The organism is Novipirellula sp. (genome assembly GCF_041583735.1).
GTDB lineage: Bacteria > Planctomycetota > Planctomycetia > Pirellulales > Pirellulaceae > Novipirellula.
In genome coordinates, this window is sequence record NZ_JBFHFD010000093.1 from 1 (window position 1) to 18,176 (window position 18,176).

An 18,176-nucleotide genomic window follows, 5' to 3' on the forward strand; every position below is an offset into this window, starting at 1 on the left:
ATGGTGGTCACGCCATCGAAATAATAGTCTCCCGAACGCAACAGAATGAACGCGGCGTGCCCCGCGATCGTCGTCTTCATTTCATCCGAAACGTCCAGCCCCTCACAGCCTTCCCAATTGCGTTCGCCGATCAAGATGCGAACGCAATCGAGAATTCGATTCTGCAGGTCGGGTTGCAAACGGTTAAACGCAGGAACGTTCTGTTTCAGCACTTGCAGTTGTGGTTCCGGTAACGCAACCGCCAACCAACCTCGTCGACGACGGTTGCGAAAGAAGGACCACATTATTTCTGGTTGACCTCAACCCCGAAGGATTCCAATTCGGCACTCTGAGCCTCGAGTTTCTTTGCATCGATCGGGTTTTCGCCAAGGTACACCTGCAAAAACGGAGCAAACCGCCGCTCACCCTGGAAATCCTTGCGGCACATCTCTACCAACGGCGATAGGTTGTCGATCTTGTTTCGCGACATAATCAACATGCTCAACTCTCGCAAACCCGTGATCGGTTCAAGCGAGGTGATTTGGTTGCCTGCGATATCCAGCGTGGATAGCCACCCTAAATTGCGAACCGGTTCCAAGTCGGTGAGTTGATTGTCCGAGACATCCAACGACCAAACCTTGCTGAGCCCCTTGATCCCGTCAATCGAGGTCAGCTTGTTTTTCGCCAAATATAGCGTTCTCAAATTCGCCATTTTCTCAAGCGGTGAGGTATCGCTGACGCTGTTGCCCGCCAAATCCAATAGCTGCATCGCGGTCAAACCTGCCAGCGGCTTGATGTCGGTGATTTTGTTGTTGGCCAGCGTCACCGATTGCAGCCGCTTCAGTTCGGCAATCGGCGTCAGATCGGTGATCTCGTTATCCGCAAGATCGATCAGCATCAACGCCTGGCAATGTTCGAGACCATCGAGGCTCTTGATCTTCTTTCCCTTGCCGACCACGCGCGAAATATTGGCGACATCTTCTTTGGTGATCGCTTCGTCGTTGTTGCGTTTCGCAAACACTTCGGCCCGCACGGCGGCTTCGAGCGCAGGGTCAGGAAAAATGGATGGGACGGGTTTGGCGGCAGCCGCTTTGGCTGCGGCTTCTTTAACAGCGTTTTCTTTGTCGTCGCCACGAAGTGCAGCGGCAGGAACGGCAATCAGCAGTGCGAACAGAAATGCAGAGGTGGGATTCAAAACTGGCATGCGAAAGTCTCTCCAGTACAGCAGGTGGGACCTGGGCGGCGAAGGTTAGCCGCGTCGCAGGCGTTGAAAGGGGCAATATGAATTGCTGCCTATTCTAATCCAATTCCTGCCGAGTTCCCACATCCCCGCTGCACACCGAAGATGGCTTTCCGTCGGTTCTACCCCACCCGACAATACGGAAAGCCATGTTTGCGTCAGCGTCTTTGCACTTCGGGCCGACAGTCGATCGGCCATGGTTCGTGCTGGATTTGCGATCGCGAGGCGACTCAGCCAAACAAACGCTCGTGGGGATCGGTCAAACCATCAGCGAGACGTCGCAGCGCTTCGGTTTCAATCTGACGAACACGTTCACGGGTCAGCCCTAATTCCGCACCGATTTCTTTCAGTGTCTTGGGCTCGCATCCACCGAGTCCAAAACGCAGCTTCAGCACGGTGGCTTCGCGTTCTTCGAGGTCTCCGAGCAATTCCATTGCATGACGCAGGATGTCATGGTCAAGCATTTCCTCGTCGGGTGCCTTCAAGCGTTCGTCCATCACCATGTCGCCAAGTGACCATCCCGCTTCGGTTTGGTCGCTCTGAGGCGTACTGTTGCTGATGCGGATCGCCTTGCGGATGATCGGCAGCTTCTTTTTCGGAAGCCCCAGCAATCGAGCGATCTCTTCGTTCGATGGCGTACGGCCAAGCTCTTCACTTAAACGTGCAGTCGCTCGACGCCATTTGCTCAGTAGCTCGACCATATACGCAGGGATGCGAATGGTCTTGGCACTGTTGATTAATGCACGCTTGATCGACTGTTTGATCCAGTAGCTGGCGTAGGTGCTGAAGCGTGTTCCCATCGTTGGGTCAAACCCTTCGACAGCACGCAACAGGCCAAGGTTGCCCTCTTCGATCAAGTCTTGCAGCCCCAGTCCTTTGCCGGTGTAGCCGCGAGCGATGTTGACAACTAAACGCAAATTGGCGCGGACCATACGATCGCGAGCCAGCGCGTCGCCCTGCGCAATTCGCGATGCGAGTTCGGTCTCGTCATCCGCAGATAACAACGCCGTTTCGTTGATCTCACGCAAATAAGTTTCCAAGGGAGACTGAGCCGCATTGCTGCGGGGAGTGGCTCGCTTGGACGGACGAATTCGAGATTCCGCAAGTTCGGTATCAACTTCCGACTCGAAGTCGCTAGACAGTTCTTCGATTTGTGACATGGATTACTCGGACGCTAGGGGTCGAACATCGGCTTTCGTCCATCACGTTGTTCGATCCAATCGATGGCACCACACGTTGGAAGGGTGTGAAAACCAATAGGATCGAACGAAGGGGAGGAAACGTGACGCGAAAGTCGCATTCGACGGGGTGGAGGTCAGGTGAACAATGCTAGCATCGGCAAGTTCTTGACTCTGACTCCAGTTTCCGGAAAAGCGGATCAGTGTTTCCGGTTATTCCGATTAGGCGGCCCCCTTGGGTTGCCCAAAGATTGCCGAACACGAGCGTCTCAAGCGGTTACATAAGAGAATGCGGGGGAGGGCCCACGCAAGCGAGCTATTGATTTAATCGAGATGCAAATCGCAGAGGTGAGCCGCAGGCGTAAGGCACTAGCTAATGCGTGGCCCCCGGAAAGAATGCGTGGCCCCCGGAAAGCCTGCGTAACCGAACATACACTCCAAGCCCAACGAGTTGGCTCTTTTCCGACCACTCTGCTGCAAAAAAAAAACGCTGCCGGACCAAAATCCAGCAGCGTTTCAAAAATCACATTGCGTCGAAGCCAACTCGGTTTCGTTCACAGCGAACGAATTATTTCTTTGCAGTGCCTTTGAAGCTTTCGTTGCCGATTCCAACGATCCCAACGGCAACACGTGGGCCAGCGTCACCCGACGGTTGGCTCTTCAAATCGTCTTTGCCAGCATGCACAACAAACGAACGTCCCAAGATGAAGTGCAGCGCAGTGTCCTTGGTCGTCACATTGACTGTGGCAACCCCTTGGTCGTCGGCAAGAATGTTTCCGAGGTCGCCTGCGTGGCTGTGGGTTCCGGGGGCGCCGTGATCATGTCCAGCCGGGTTGAAGTGACCGCCAGCCGAGGTTCCATCGGCAGCGCGACGATCACCAAACTCGTGAATGTGGAAACCGTGTTCGCCGGGAGTCAGATTGCGAACTTTGCCCGTGATCACAAGCTCATCGCCCTTTTGCACCAAACGCAGCGTGCCACGGGCCTTGTTGTCTTTGGTCGGCATCAACACGCAAACGCCGAGCGTTGGCAGTTCGGCGTGAGCATGATCATGCGAATGTTTGTCTTCGGCGTTTGCCACGGGAGCAACAAACCATGCGGCGAGCGCAACCAGTGCCATTGTTTTCATAAAACCCAGTTTCATCGATCGTCTCTCGTTGTAAGGGGGGAAATAGGGAAGGAGCGATTTGGTTCACTTTTTTCTAAGTTAGCGATTGTACACATTAAGTGATTGCAAGTCGTTTGCCCAAATTATGTTTTTTCCAAACGATGCATTCTCGACTTGGCATCTTTCTCGCCAGGGCCCGCAAAGCCCGTTCCGATTCTTCAGACTGCCGCATTTTTTATCTTTTCCTCGTATTTGTCAGCCAACCGGCCAACCTACTGCCAACCGGCCAACCCACTGCCAACCGGCCAGCCTACTGCTAACGCGTTCGGCTTACGAAACCGGGACGTGAGAATGCTGTTTCCGATATTCGCCCGGAGTCATCCCCTCGCTAGCGCGGAATTGACTCGCCATATAGGCGGGATACTGAAAGCCACTCGAAAAAGCGACCTCCTCTAGTTTCATGGTCGATTCGCATAGCAGCGATTTTACCCGCTGGATCCTCACCTCGCGGATCGCATCAAGTGGAGAATGCCCGGTCGCGGAATAGAACCGCCGCTCTAGCGTTCGCCGCGACAAGGCCGTTTTGGGGATCGAGCTCCTATTGGATGATTCCGCAATATGGGCGAGCACGTCCGGCACGCCGATTCCATCACAGGCATGGCGGCGAATGAAACCGAGTGCCAGGGCGATTTCGGGATCGTCGATAGCGTCGGTCTGCGTACTTTGCCGCAACTGAACGCCCCGTGGTGGCACAACGATCGACTTGATCGATTTCACGTCGGCGCAAGCAGTTGCCTGCATCCGTTGATCGAGCAAGCGGGCCGCCTCATAACCGATTGTTTCGGTATCCAAGGCAACACTTGTCAGCGGGGGATCACTCAATTCGCATAACACTTGGTCGTTGTCCACGCCCACCACGGCAACCTGTTCGGGAACGAGCCAGTGATGTTGGCGACACACGTCCAACAACGTTCGCGCGGTCGCGTCGTAACACGCCATCACCGCAACCGGCTTGGGCAGCGACGCGATCCAGTTCGCGAGCTCGTTGCGATGCTGATACCAAGCTTCATGCTGTCGCGGTTCGGTACTCATCTCGATAATGTCACAGGGAAACCCAGACTGCTCAATGCACCGCGCAAAACAATCGCGACGCGATTCTGACCAACCGTAGCCGCGGAGCCCGACGTAACCAAAAGACCGAAAGTGACGCTCGAGCAAATGTTCGGCGGCCAGCCTTGCACAGGCCCGGTCATCGTTGGACACCGAGATCGCGTCGCGCGGATTTTCTTCGCCCAGATAGACCGCCGGGATCCCCAGTTCGGACGCTTGCTGCATCGTCTCGAGCCGCAGCGATCGAATCAGCATTCCATCAAAACGGTCGGCTGCCGAGGAATCGGCAAGCAACCACCGCGGGATCGGATCGTCCAGCCCCCGCTCTTCGACATAGATCGACCACCGCGGATGGAGCCGCGAGTAACGCCCCACCCCCGCCAATAATCCGCGGCCAAACGCTTTGGAGGTTTCAATTAATAACGCGACCTTGCGATCCGCCACTGCCATTGCTCGCTTCTTTCTGAATTCTCGGTTGACGCAAAATTGATAGTTCGTGACGCAAAAGTGGATTGTAGCCGAATACCGCAGCGGGTATCGTTCATCGGCCCGCTCTCCTGCGCCCCCCCTGTTTCGCATTCCGCGAATCGCTTTACTCAAACGCGACTTGAAGTTTCATGCTGATTGATTGCCATCATCATTTGTGGAAATATTCCGCCGAACAATACGGATGGATTTCGGACGAAATGTCGGTGTTGAAGCAGGATTTTTGGACTGCGGAACTCCGGCAAATTTCCAGCGAATCAGCGATCACCGGATTCGTCTCGGTCCAGGCTCGGCAATCAAATTCAGAAACGGACGACTTGCTTCAGTTCGCCGCAACCGAGCCTCTCGTCCGCGGCGTCGTGGGCTGGGTTCCGCTTGCCGCCGACGATGTCGAAAAATCATTGGATCGCTATGCCGATGCCAAATTGCTAAAGGGAGTTCGGCACGTCGTTCAAGACGAGCCTGACGATCGCTTTCTGTTGGGCAGCGATTTCAATCGCGGAGTCTCGCTGCTAAAAGACCGTGGATTGGTTTACGACATTTTGATCTTTGCTCGTCAATTGCCCGCCGCAGTCGAATTTGCCAGCCAACATCCCAACCAGGTGTTCGTACTGGACCACGTCGCGAAACCGACGATCAAGAAATCAGAGATGGACCAGAACTGGGAAACTCATTTTCGGGAATTGGCCAAACGCGATAACGTCGCTTGCAAGTTCTCGGGCATCGCCACCGAAGTTCGTGACCCCTCGTGGGATATTGAAACGCTCCGACCGTATTGGGACATCGCGTTGGAAGCCTTTGGCCCAAAACGGCTGATGTATGCGAGTGATTGGCCTGTGTGTCTGTTGGCCAGCGAATACTCGCGTTGGCTGGACGTCGTTCGCGAATTAGCGAGCGAATTATCGCAGGACGAACAAAACGACTTTTTCGCTAACAATGCGATTCGCCAGTACCAACTCTAGTTTTCGTCTGCTTCGATATCTTTCGACTGCATCACTTTGAGCCGTCGGCTCTCCTTTGCAAAACCACTTCCATCTTCAAACCATCTTGTACGGACAGGTCCTTACCATGCGTGCCATCCAAATCTCGGAACTCAAAACGTTAAAGCGTGTCGACATCGACGAGCCCGCAGCGCCGGCAGCCGGCCAAGCTCTCGTTCGCACTCATCGGATGGGCGTTTGTGGAACCGATATCAGTTGCTACCTGGGCAAGTTTCCCTTCTTTGATTTCCCACGAATTCCGGGGCACGAGCTTGGTGTGGAGGTTGTGTCGGTCGGTGAAGGTGTCACCAATGTCCAGGCCGGAGACCGCTGCAGCATCGAACCCTATATGAATTGTGGCGAATGTTACGCGTGCCGCCGCGGAGCCATCAATTGTTGCCAAAACTTGAAAGTCATTGGCGTGATGATGGACGGAGGACTTTGTGAATCGTTCCTGGTGCGGGCGGATAAATTGCACCCGTCGGCCAAGCTGTCTTATGATCAATTGGCGCTCGTCGAAACCTTGGCGATCGGGTGTCACGCAAACGATCGTGGGGCTCCCGAGAAAGGCGACCACGCGTTGATCATTGGGATGGGACCGATTGGATTGGCGACACTCGAATTCGCTCGGCTGACCGACGCGACCATCAGCGTGATGGACATGAACCAAGGCCGCCTCGATTTTGTTCGTGAAAACTACGGAATCGAAAACACCGTGCTGTTTAAAGGGGATGGCAGCGAAGTCGAACGCATGAAAGAGCTTACCGGCGGTGACATGTACCAAGTGATCACCGACGCCACGGGCAACAAGCATTCGATGTCGGGAGCGCTCCAGTACCTGGCGCCGACCGGGCGACTTGTCTATGTCGGCATCACGACCGACGAATTGAGTTTTAAACATCCGGTGATGCATCGCCCCGAAGCGACGATTTTGGCGTCCCGCAATGCGCTGCCACCCGACTTCACTCGCATCATTGGGCTGATCGAAGACGGCACGATCAATACCGATCCTTGGATCACTCACCGCACCAGTTTTGATGGGGTGATCAACGATTTTGAATCGTTCACCAAGCCCGAAACCGGCGTGATCAAAGCCATCATCGAAGTGGTCTAAAGATCGGTCTCACTTCGACAACGGGTCGGCGATTTATCAGAGGTCGCCGCCTTGTTTGTCGTTCCGGCCGCCCATGGCGTGCTCTCGCAGCAGGCTCTCCACCCCCAAGACAAGCGACAGATCTTCCCGAAATCGTTTGCACCGCACGACTTAGCGACACGCGGCGTGCGGTTTGCCGGAAGAGCGACTGAGAGCATTTTGGCTTTTCCGACTTGACATCCCTGCGATTTCAAACGATTGTTTAAAACAGTTGTTTAAAATGAGACATAGGGTGATCGCTTGTCTGAAACCAATTCTTCATTACCGCCGCCCGATGTGGCGACCGATTCTCGTACCCGGCTGTTGATGGCCGGGGGGGCGGTGTTTGCCCATCGCGGTTTTAATCGAGCGACGGTTCGCGAGATTTGCGGCGAAGCCAACGTCAACATTGCCTCGGTGGGATACTACTTTGGCGACAAGCTGGGGCTTTATCGCGAAGTGATGCAATACGTACGCCAATCGCGTGAGCATGCCTTCCCGGTTCCGGAATGTCTTGGTGACGAACCACGCTACGACCTTTTTTGTCTCGTCCAGACACTGCTTTCGCGAATGTTGACCGACGACGAAGGTGGCTGGGAAACCGAGCTCTTCTTGCGTGAGATGCAGAATCCCACTTCGGTGTTTCGCGAGATGGTGAACGATTTTTTTCGCCCGCTGTTTGATCAGATTCGCAATGCGGTGCAGTCCATCGTCGGTCGCCCCGTGCCGCAGCATATGATCGATCAATTAGCGCTCAGTGCGGTCGGGCAATGCCTTTATTATCGAGTCAGCGGCGGCGTCGTGAAGATTTTGATTCCCGAGTCCGAGCGAGCCGAGCACTATGACGTTTGTTCGCTCAGTCATCACATCACGGCGGTGATCTTGGCGTCGGCCGACCAGGCTGCATTGTTAGAGCACAAGACGCAGCTGACTCAGTTGATTGAAGCGCGTGCCAACGCACTCGAAGAAAAATAACCGAACGTCGTTTTCACCCAATATTCATTATGCCTTCTCCGACTCTTTCTAAACACACCGACGTGGCTTCACCGCCGTCGTCCGAAGCATCTCAGTCCATTGATACTGGACATTCACCGGATCCCTCGGTTTCACCTATGAACCCTGACCTCAATCATCCTCCGGCACCCCGACACGTTTTTACGCCATCGTGGTTCCTGTTCAACCTAATCATCCCGCTAGCGATTGTGGTGGTCGCCGTAGGGACGGTGATCGCACTCGGAAAGGTCGGTCCATCCCAACGGCCACCGGCCGATGCGAGTTACGCGGGACGAATGAAATCGCTGACGCCGGTACGAACCGAGCGAGTCAAATCGTTAAGCGATTTTGGCAAGCGACTACAGTTGCATGTCGATGGCACGGTGGTGCCGTATCGTGAAGTGCGTCTTGCCACCGAGGTGGCGGGAAAAATCATCTTCAAATCGGACAAGTGCGAAGCAGGTGCCTTTGTTAAAAAGGACGATCTGTTGATGCGAATCGATCCGACCGATTACGAGCTCGAGGTCACACGATTGACACGTCTTAAAGAACAAGAGTACGAGGCGCTTGGTGAAGTCGACCAAGAAATGGCGAACACCAAACGTTTGATCGAAGTCGCGATCCAAGACGAAACACTGCAACAGCGTGAAGTCCAGAGGCTGCAGTCGTTGCCAGGTGGATTTGCCAGCGAAGGGGAAATCGATAAAGCGAAACGGGCCGTACTGCAATCCACTCAGCAGCGTGTTGGTTATGAAAACCAACTCGATTTACTCCGCAAACGTCGCGCCCGATTGGAAGCATCCGAACGTTTGGCCAGTGCCCAATTGAACACCGCAAACGTTAACCTCGAGCGAACTGAAATCCGTTCGCCGATCGATGGCGTGATTGTCAACGAAGATGCCGAACTAAACACCTTCGTCGCCCGCGGCAGCACCATCGTCACGATCGAAGACACCACCAAAGTCGAAGTGGCCACAAGTTTACGAATGGATCAACTCTATTGGGTGCTTGATCAAGCGGATCGATCGGTCACTCCGGTCAGCGGAGAGGGGCGTGGATACGATATTCCCGAGACCCCTGCGATCGTCGAGTTTGAAATCTCGGGTCGCGAAGGCAAAGTCTATCGCTGGGACGGCCGATTGTTGAGCTATGACGGGATTGGACTTGATCCCACAACACGGACGGTTCCCGTTCGTATTCTTGTCGATGATCCCAGCGCGTTTAAAACCGAGGGTGGATCGGCATCGCTGTCGGGCCCCTCGACGCTTGTTCGTGGCATGTACGTGACCGTCAAACTGCTGATCCAGCCCAAGACACCGTTGGTCGTCATTCCCGCTGCGGCGATGAAACCAGGCAACCGTGCTTGGGAATTTGTCCCCGACGAATCGGTGCTCGAAGTTTCCTCGCAGACCTCGGTGCTCGGAGATCAATCCGAGTCGCCGTCACCGCCAACCACGCTGGTTTCCAAGGTCGCAGAGCAGGCAAATGAGGCGTCCTCCAAAACCGACACCGCCGCAACCGACGAAGCTTTCGGTAAAACACCGGAAACCATCCCGGACGGATTTGATCCATCGGCATGGCAGGCCGGACGCATTGTCAATCGCGACTCGATCTTTCCGGTCGATTCGTTGTCGGTTGCTGGGGTGTTCGCCGATTCCGACCAAGACAATCCGCTGCAAAACGGCGATAAAAAATGGTGGGTCTGTGAGGTCCAAGACCAACGGATGAAAGCGGGCGCCTACGTGGTCGTGTCTCCTGTGGGCACGGTCGATGGCGACACGATGCCAGCCCGAATGAATACGCTTGAAGCGGCGGGTGTGGCCACTCAAATGACTCCAGCGACAAGCAATGTGTCGTCCGACCTGCGATTGGACGTGACCAAGGAGACCGCTCAGTGAAACGGTTTATTGGTTGGGCGATCAAAAATTCGCCGGGCATGAATGTCTTGATGTTGGCGCTGATGTTAGTCGGCGGGGTATCGCTCTGGAAAATGCGTCGGGAAGTCTTTCCCGAATTTGAACTCGAAGTCGTGATGGTCACCGTCCCCTATCCGGGCGCGACACCTCAGGACACCGAAGAGGCGATCTGTCAAAAGATCGAAGAGGCGATTCGCGCTATCGACGGGATTAAGAAGGTCACCTCGATTGCTCAAGAAGGCTCGGGTTATGTGCTGGCGGAATTGCGCAGCGATGTCAAAGACGTGCAAAAGGTGATGTCCGAGATCGACCGCGAAGTCAATCGGATTCCCAGCTTTCCGGTATTGGCCGAAGATCCGCAGATTCAACAGATCACGTTTCGCGAAGCTGCCATTCGTGTCGGCGTCGTCGGTCCGGACGACCGTTCACGCGAAGCCGAGTTGCGATTGCGCGAGGTGGCCGAAGAGGTGCGTGATGACCTGCTGCAAATCAATGCGGTCTCGTCCGCATCGATCATGGGCTCTCGTGATTACCAGATCGATGTCGAGATTCCCGAGGCGACGCTGCGTAGCTATGGACTATCGCTCAGCCAAGTGGCGTCGATCCTGCGAGCACGAAACGTCGAGTTGCCTGGCGGATTGCTCAAATCGGAAGGCCAAGAAGTACTGTTGCGTGCAAAAAACAAAGGACGCATTGGCGAAGAAATAGCCAAGCTTCCGCTGGTCACCCAGCCCAACGGTGTCGTGTTGACGGTCGCGGATCTAGGCGTGGTCAAGGACGAATTTGCCGACGTGACCGCGACCGGCGAAATCAACGGCGAACCGGCCATGGTCGTGAACGTTGAACGCACCAAAAGCGAAGACCTGTTGGCGATGGTCGACGCCGTTTATGAGTACGTCGATGTCAAAGAACTTCCCGAGGGATACCGATTCGAAATTTGGGGCGATAGCAGCAAGGACGTGCGAGACCGCCTTTCGCTGTTGCTGCGAAACGGTGCCCAAGGCTTGTTTCTCGTGTTCTTAGTACTCGCGTTGTTCCTCGAAATACGCTTAGCAGTTTGGGTTGCTCTGGGGATTCCGATTTCGATTCTCGGTGCCGGAGCGATGTTGTCGTGGGGCGACCAGACGCTCAATATGCTGAGTCTGTTTTCATTCCTGGTGGCATTAGGCATCGTCGTCGACGACGCGATCGTGATCGGCGAAAATATTTACTCGCATCAACAGATGGGCAAATCACTGCTGGATGCCGCAATCGACGGGGCGACCGAGGTATTGCCGAGTGTGGCTGCGTCGGTGACGACCACCGTGATTGCATTCTCGCCGATGTTTTTTGTATCGGGGGTGATGGGCAAATTCATGGCGGTGATCCCCTTTGCCGTGATTGCGATGTTGCTGATCTCGTTGTGGGAAAGCACCTTTGTTTTGCCCTGTCACTTGGCACATCGGCATCACGGCGTCTTTCGCCTGATTTCGATCGTGATGTATCCGCTGCGACCATTTGGACTGTTATTGGGATGGGCCAGTGTGCGAGCAACGCAAGGCATGGATTGGGTTTGCACACGGTTTTATGTCCCCACTCTTAAATTCAGTCTGCGACATCCTCCGTTCATGATCGCCGTCGCAATCGCGTTATTCCTGATCACGATCGGGATGGTCCGTGGCGGTATCGTGAAGAGCATTTTGTTTCCCAAGTCAGACAACAATTTTTTACAAGCAAGCGTCGTGTTTCCCGACGGTACCTCGGCTTCGGAAACGGATCGTGCTACGCAAGCGATGGAGGAAGCGATACGTCGCGTCAGTATTCGTGTTGCGGAGCAACGGGCTGCTGAAACCGGAATTCCGGCAGCAAAGATCTATCGACAGCCCGATGGCAAAGTGACCGGACCGGTCCGTTTGACCTACCGCGAGAACGGAAAAATCACCAACACCCAAGGTCCGATGGGTGGAAACGGTGGAGGCGGCAGCCACCTTGGCCAAGTGTTCGTCGAACTGTTTGACACCGAAATTCGCGACATCCATAGCGATCAATTGCTTTCGATGTGGCGTGAGGAAGCGGGGGATTTTGCCGGCGCCGAAAAGATCAACTATGGCTCGGTCGGTGTCGGCCCAAGCGGCAAACCGATCGAATTTAAACTGCTGGCGCAAAGTGAAAACGTCGATCAATTGCTGGCTGCGACCGAAGCAATCAAAACGCGATTGGCCGATTTCACGGGCGTCTACGATATCGCCGATGACAATACGCCCGGGAAATGGGAATTTCAATTCAAAGTCAAAGATCGCGCCCTGGCCACTGGGGTGACACCAACCGATCTGGGCGATACGGTTCGCAATGCGTACTTCGGAGCCGAGGTGATGCGGTTGCAGCGAGGCCGACACGAAGTCAAATTGATGGTCCGGCATCCCGAAGAAGAACGCAACAGCTTGGTCAACTTTCGCGAAATCCGCGTTCGCACCGCGGATGGCAAACAAAGTCCGATCACCGAATTGGCCGATGTGGAACTGAAGCGAGGTTTCTCGGAAATAAACCGAGTCGACCAGATGCGTTCGGTGACGATTTCAGCCGATTTGGATGAAACGACCGCCAATGCCGATTTGATCATCGGCGAATTGCAAGCCGATTTTGTCCCTCAGCTGCTAAAGCAATACCCTGCGGTATCACTGCGATGGGAAGGGCAACGCGAACAGAGCAACGAGTCGGTGGGCAGTTTGATGGTCGGGTTTGCGATCGCAATCGTCTGTATGTTTGTCTTGTTGGTGCTGCAATTCCGCAGCTACGTCCAACCATTGTTGATCCTGGCCATCGTCCCCTTCGGAATGATTGGTGCCGTTTGGGGACACGCGTTTCTCGGATTGCCGTTGACATTGTTCAGCATGTTTGGGCTGGTTGCACTCGCGGGAGTCGTCGTAAACGATTCGATCGTCTTGATTGACTTTATCAATTCACGTGTCCGCGCCGGGGTTCCGCCGCGTGTTGCACTGATCGAGTCGGGCGAACGACGATTCCGTCCGATCATGTTGACGAGTCTGACAACGATCGCAGGCTTGTTACCGCTGTTGACCGAAAAGTCGTTCCAAGCACAGTTGTTGATTCCGATGGCCGCCAGCTTGGCGTTCGGATTGATGTTGGCAACGTCGCTGGTGTTATTACTGATCCCGGTGTTTTACCTGATCTATATTTGGGTCATCGAACACTTGGGTTTTTCCGTCACCGAAGATGAGTGACCCACCGCGTTTGAGCTTGTTGAAGTGAGGTCATGAGCTTGTTGAAGCTACGTCAATCGTAGGCCGGATTGCAGCGAAGCGAAGATCCGGCCGATCGAATCGAGTGCACGCACGCGTGCTGCACTGCATTATGCTCTTGCGGAAAGGGCTGTCGAAATTAAGGCGGGTCATATCCGCCAGGGTTCCAGGGGTGGCAGCGGAGGATTCGCCAAACCGCTTTGACGCTGCCTCGCAGCACGCCGTATTTGCGGATCGCTTCTACCGCATATTGACTGCACGTGGGCGTAAAACGACAGTGCGGCCCTAGCATCGGGCTGATCGCCATCTGATAAAAACGGATGGGGGCAAGCACCACAACGATGATCCAGCGGTGAATCGTTTTGAACATGCCTAGGTCTTTGATTGCGCAACCGCCGACTCACTGCGTCCGCCCCGCAAATGAATCAACGCGGCGATACTGACGACCACGATCACCGCTGGCAGAATAACAATGGAATACCCCGTTTTCAGTGTTTGGACAGAACCGTATTTCGTCGCTTCCGCGATCAGGATCGCGGTATAGGCTGCGAACAATCCCAGCATCACAACCCCCTCGAAACGCGAGACGGTCGCGCGGCTGATGAAAATGGGCCAGCAGATCAGAGCGATCATCGTCATCACGGCGAGGTCAAACCATAGCACCGAAGTCGTCACCGGAACGCCCGCGGGCGACAACACCGCCGCCGCCGGCAACACGATCATCAAGTTAAACATGTTGCTGCCGACCGCGTTTCCAACCGCCAAATCACGTTGGCCTTTCATTGCCGCCACCACCGATGTCGCCAATTCGGGAAGCGACGTCCCAATCGCGACAATCGTCAACCCGATCACGATCTCGCTGATCCCAAATTCGGTTGCAATTTTTACTGCCGAATCCACCAACAATTGGGCGCCCAAAACGAGCATCCCCAAGCCCACCAGAATATAAACGGCGTTCAAAATGCCTTGGCTGACGGACAAGACTGGATGGGCTTCGAAATCCGCTTCCAATTCGATCGCACTTCGTCGCGACGCTTCCTCGCGTCGTCCTTTGCGAATCATATAGATCGTATAGAGGATAAAGCCCAAAAACAGCAGAATTCCTTCGACACGCGTGATGGCCCCATCGTAGGCGGTCCCCCACACGGCTACCGATGATGCGATCATCACCGGTACGTCCAATCGTACCAACTGTGACGAAACGGACAGCGGAACGATCACGGCCGAGATCCCCAGGATCAGCAAAATGTTACAAATATTGCTGCCAATCACATTGCCCAACGCGATCTCTGAATCCCCTTTCAAACTCGAAACCGAGGAAACCGCTAACTCGGGGGCACTGGTGCCAAACGCGACCACGGTCAAACCGATGATCAGCGGCGAGACGCCTGCAAAGGCAGCAAGCGTCACAGAACCGCGTACCAGCAGCTCTGCTCCGACCACAAGAATCACAAGTCCGACGAGAAGCAACACGTAGGTCATCTGGGAATCAATCTTTGCGTAACAAGAGGGGGGCGTTGGTTCAACATGACGATTCTAAGCGGAAAGTCAGGTTCGAGGAACATGCGTTGGCCAACGGCGAAAACCCGCTTCCACTCGAATGTTTGGTTCACCGGCGGTTGCAATCCGGCACCGCTCGGATCGGTATCCCGCTGTTGAATGACGCCCCGGTGCGGATGACGTCAAGACTCGGGTTCAGTAAAATCAGACGTTCGTCCGCAGCCCGCAGTGCTCGATGCGGCTTGCGTCTTTCTACAAAAAATCAAGCTACGAGGTGAATTTTGATGCGTATCGTCTTTGCGTTGTTGATTGCCGGAATTTGTTTTTCGCAAGTTCAAGCGGAAGTGCAAACCAAACAGGTCACCTATCAGGATGGTGACGTGACGCTCGAAGGCTTTGTCGCCTGGGATCCCGCAGCAATTTCGGATCCCGTCCCAGGCATCTTGGTCGTTCACCAATGGATGGGACAAACCGAATATGAACGAGGCCGATGCAAGCAGTTGGCGGAATTGGGCTACGTCGCATTTGCACTGGACATTTATGGCAAAGGCAACCGCCCGGCAAATCCTCAAGAAGCAGCAAAGCTATCGGGAACATTCAAAAATAACTCAGCGTTGTATCGGAAACGTCTGAATCTTGGGCTGCAACAATTGCTCTCGCAAAAGGGCGTGGACGCTAAACGAATTGCCGCGATCGGATATTGTTTTGGTGGCAAAGGTGTACTCGAACTGGCCCGCAGCGGTGCCGATGTCGACGGCGTCGTCAGCTTTCACGGCGCTCTCGATTCGCCGAGTCCCGAAGATGGCGAGAACATCAAGGCAAAGGTGCTGATTTGCCACGGAGCGGATGATCCCTTTGTCCCCGCAGCCGACATCGACGCCATGAAAAAAGAGTTCAATGATGCAAAAGTCGATTGGCAAATGATCTACTACTCGGGTGCCGTTCACTCGTTTACTCAGCCGATGGCGGGCAATGACAATTCGCGAGGTGCCGCCTACAACGCCAAAGCCGATCACCGATCGTGGGTCGCGATGAAAGCGTTTTTCGCCGAGTTGTTTGAGTGATCGAAACAATAAAACAGTCACGAAAGCTGCCAAGGCTTTCGCCGGTGCCCTGGGCAATCGCCCGCGAGGACACATTTTTTGCCTGCCCGCTATCGCAACGTATAATTCGCGATAGATTCATTGTTGCGTCCAACTCCCTTTCCAGCGAACCCCGAGTCAAATTCCCAACATGACCTACGTATTGCTGCTGCTCGGCTTGGCCATCTTGGTGGCTGGCGCAGAGTTTCTTGTGCGGGGTGCAGTGACGTTGGCGGAAGCGGCTCGCATTTCACCGCTGGTGATCGGTTTGACGGTCGTCGCGTTTGGGACAAGTGCGCCGGAGCTTGCGGTATCTTCTGTCTCGAGTCTGAAGGGAGACGCGGCGATTGCGTTGGGCAACGTTGTCGGCAGCAACATCTTCAACGTGTTGTTGATCCTTGGCATATCCGCCGTCATCGTTCCTTTATCGGTCTCATCACAGCTCGTTCGCTTCGATGTGCCAATCATGATCGCCGCCACGTTTGCCGTTTGGTTGGCCGCCTACGACGGAGTGATCGGACGCTGGGAAGGCGGCTGCATGTTGGCAGCGTTTTTATTCTATACAGGATGGTTGATTCTCGCAGGCCGTCAAGAATCCAAGCCAATCGATCTGTCTGCGGAAACGCCGGTATCGCGGCGAAAGTTATTTGCAAACATTGGCTTGCTGTTGGTCGGTTTAGGATTGTTGGTTTTCGGTGCCGATATGCTCGTCGATTCCGCAACCGTCATCGCGCGCCAATTTGGCGTTAGCGACCTAGTGATCGGTTTGACCATCGTTGCCGCGGGAACCTCGCTCCCCGAGTTGGCGACGTCGATCGTTGCAGCGATGCGAGGCCAGCGTGACATCGCGGTCGGAAACATCGTCGGCAGCAATGTGTTCAATCTGTTGATGGTGTTGGCGACTGCGTCCGTGCTAGGGACGTCCGGCGTCACGGTTTCCAATACGGTGCTGTGGTTCGATTTGGCGGTCATGGTTTGCGTGGCACTTCTCTGTTGGCCAATCTTTTTTTCGCACGCCGTCGTGTCTCGTGGCGAAGGCATCGTGATGCTGTTGTTGTACCTGATGTACAACGGACTGCTGATCGGCGGGGCAATGCAGTTGGAATGGGTTCCGACCGCAAAAACGTCACTTGTTTTCGGATTGCTGCCATTCGTTTGCGTCGTTGTCAGCATCGTCGCTTGGAAACACACGCGGCTCGAAACGCCGGCGAGCAGCGAAATCGATAAAGCTTCGTGATCAAAATCATCTTCGTTGGTCACTCGGTGATCAACGATGCGATGTGCTTAGCGTGATCGGCGACGATGATTTTTCAGGCGATCGCTGGACGAGCCAGTCAAAAATCGGCGAAGTCATCAACGTTGTGACGATCGCCATCAACACCAACACGACAAACAGCTCTTCGGAAATCAATCCGCGTTGCAAACCAATATTGATCACGATCAATTCCATCAACCCTCGCGCGTTCATCAGCACCCCAATCCCCAGCGATTCACGCCCAGGAACGCCGGTCTTCCACGCCGCCATCGCACATGCCGCTCCTTTTCCAATCACCGCAATCAAAAGCACGATCCCGCACAGCCCCCATAGATAGACACTGTCCAGCACCGTGATCCGTGTATTCAAGCCTGAATAGGTAAAAAACAGTGGCAACAGGATCGCAACGGTGAGCGGTTCGATTCGCTGGATCAACTCGCGAGTCACCGCTCCGCGTGGAATCACCGTGCCAATGATGAAGGCGCCAAATACCGCGTGCAAATGAATCATGTCGGTGAACCAAGCGCCGAGCGACATGCAGGCTAACGCGATCGCCAAACCCGCCGGATGCAACGAGTCTCCATGGGCGTGAATCCCACCGAGCAATCGGTTCAACAGTGGCCGAATCACGATCACAGCGGTCAATACAAATGCGATCCCGCCTCCGATGCTCCAGTATGCCAACGAGAAATTGTCATCAAAGCTGGCCAGCACCAGTGCTAACAAACACCAAGCCGCAGCATCGTCAATCGCGCCGGCGCCGATTGCCACCGTGCCCATCCGAGTTCCCGCCAAACCTTTGGTGTGAATGATCCGGGCCAGCATCGGAAACGCGGTGATGCACAACGATGCGCCCAAAAACAACATTGCTTCGATCATGCCAGTTTGCGGCATGAACATCGACGTATGACGAACAAAGAACCACGCCAGCACCGAACCCAAGGCAAATGGAACCAGCATCCCTGCGATCGAAACGGC

At 54.7% G+C, this 18,176-nt stretch carries 15 protein-coding genes; 7 read left to right on the top strand and 8 right to left on the bottom strand.

The window, feature by feature from the left end:
- The 5 genes from ABX962_RS09570 to ABX962_RS09590 all read right to left on the bottom strand — a co-directional run.
- A partial coding sequence (locus ABX962_RS09570; RefSeq protein ID WP_372718834.1) for a zinc-dependent peptidase occupies positions 1-284 on the bottom strand: 284 nt, incomplete at its 3' end.
- Positions 284-1,183, bottom strand: a complete 900-nt coding sequence (locus ABX962_RS09575; RefSeq protein WP_372718836.1) for a leucine-rich repeat domain-containing protein — start codon at positions 1,181-1,183, stop codon at positions 284-286. The genes ABX962_RS09570 and ABX962_RS09575, both read right to left, overlap by 1 nt.
- 266 nt (positions 1,184-1,449) lie before the next feature.
- Positions 1,450-2,379: an RNA polymerase sigma factor RpoD/SigA gene (locus tag ABX962_RS09580; protein WP_339942224.1), complete on the bottom strand. Its 930-nt coding sequence runs from the start codon at positions 2,377-2,379 to the stop codon at positions 1,450-1,452.
- Positions 2,380-2,965: 586 nt separating this feature from the next.
- Entirely contained in the window at positions 2,966-3,541 is a 576-nt protein-coding gene (locus tag ABX962_RS09585) for a superoxide dismutase family protein (protein WP_372718838.1), read from the bottom strand.
- A 294-nt stretch (positions 3,542-3,835) separates the two neighbouring features.
- Positions 3,836-5,065, bottom strand: a complete 1,230-nt coding sequence (locus ABX962_RS09590) for a substrate-binding domain-containing protein (protein ID WP_372718840.1) — start codon at positions 5,063-5,065, stop codon at positions 3,836-3,838.
- 167 nt (positions 5,066-5,232) lie between these two features.
- Between ABX962_RS09590 and ABX962_RS09595 the strand changes: the two genes are divergently transcribed.
- From ABX962_RS09595 to ABX962_RS09615, 5 genes are all read left to right on the top strand, one after another.
- Positions 5,233-6,063 carry an amidohydrolase gene (locus ABX962_RS09595; protein WP_372718842.1) on the top strand — a complete coding sequence of 277 codons (831 nt, stop codon included), beginning with the start codon at positions 5,233-5,235 and terminating at the stop codon, positions 6,061-6,063.
- A 106-nt stretch (positions 6,064-6,169) separates the two neighbouring features.
- Complete coding sequence (locus tag ABX962_RS09600; RefSeq protein ID WP_372718843.1) at positions 6,170-7,195, top strand: zinc-binding alcohol dehydrogenase family protein; 1,026 nt, start codon at positions 6,170-6,172, stop codon at positions 7,193-7,195.
- 279 nt (positions 7,196-7,474) lie between these two features.
- Positions 7,475-8,188: a CerR family C-terminal domain-containing protein gene (locus ABX962_RS09605; protein WP_372718845.1), complete on the top strand. Its 714-nt coding sequence runs from the start codon at positions 7,475-7,477 to the stop codon at positions 8,186-8,188.
- Between the two features lie 137 nt (positions 8,189-8,325).
- A complete protein-coding gene (locus ABX962_RS09610; protein ID WP_372718847.1) occupies positions 8,326-10,104 on the top strand; it encodes an efflux RND transporter periplasmic adaptor subunit in 1,779 nt (592 codons plus the stop codon).
- A complete protein-coding gene (locus ABX962_RS09615; protein ID WP_372718849.1) occupies positions 10,101-13,343 on the top strand; it encodes an efflux RND transporter permease subunit in 3,243 nt (1,080 codons plus the stop codon). Before ABX962_RS09610 ends, ABX962_RS09615 begins: the two co-directional genes overlap by 4 nt.
- Positions 13,344-13,500: 157 nt before the next feature.
- Here ABX962_RS09615 and yidD read toward each other — a convergent pair whose 3' ends face one another.
- Both yidD and ABX962_RS09625 read right to left on the bottom strand, forming a co-directional pair.
- Positions 13,501-13,731, bottom strand: coding sequence for a membrane protein insertion efficiency factor YidD (yidD, locus tag ABX962_RS09620; protein ID WP_372718851.1), 231 nt, complete (start codon positions 13,729-13,731; stop codon positions 13,501-13,503).
- Between the two features lie 2 nt (positions 13,732-13,733).
- Complete coding sequence (locus tag ABX962_RS09625) at positions 13,734-14,843, bottom strand: calcium/sodium antiporter (RefSeq protein WP_372718853.1); 1,110 nt, start codon at positions 14,841-14,843, stop codon at positions 13,734-13,736.
- 302 nt (positions 14,844-15,145) lie between these two features.
- On the opposite strand from ABX962_RS09625, the gene ABX962_RS09630 reads away from it, so the two are divergent.
- Together ABX962_RS09630 and ABX962_RS09635 are read left to right on the top strand one after the other, a co-directional pair.
- Positions 15,146-15,925 carry a dienelactone hydrolase family protein gene (locus tag ABX962_RS09630; protein WP_372718855.1) on the top strand — a complete coding sequence of 260 codons (780 nt, stop codon included), beginning with the start codon at positions 15,146-15,148 and terminating at the stop codon, positions 15,923-15,925.
- Positions 15,926-16,094: 169 nt separating this feature from the next.
- Entirely contained in the window at positions 16,095-17,180 is a 1,086-nt protein-coding gene (locus ABX962_RS09635) for a calcium/sodium antiporter (RefSeq protein ID WP_372718856.1), read from the top strand.
- Between the two features lie 30 nt (positions 17,181-17,210).
- Here ABX962_RS09635 and ABX962_RS09640 read toward each other — a convergent pair.
- The coding region (locus ABX962_RS09640; RefSeq protein WP_372718858.1) for a cation:proton antiporter at positions 17,211-18,176 on the bottom strand (966 nt) is incomplete at its 5' end.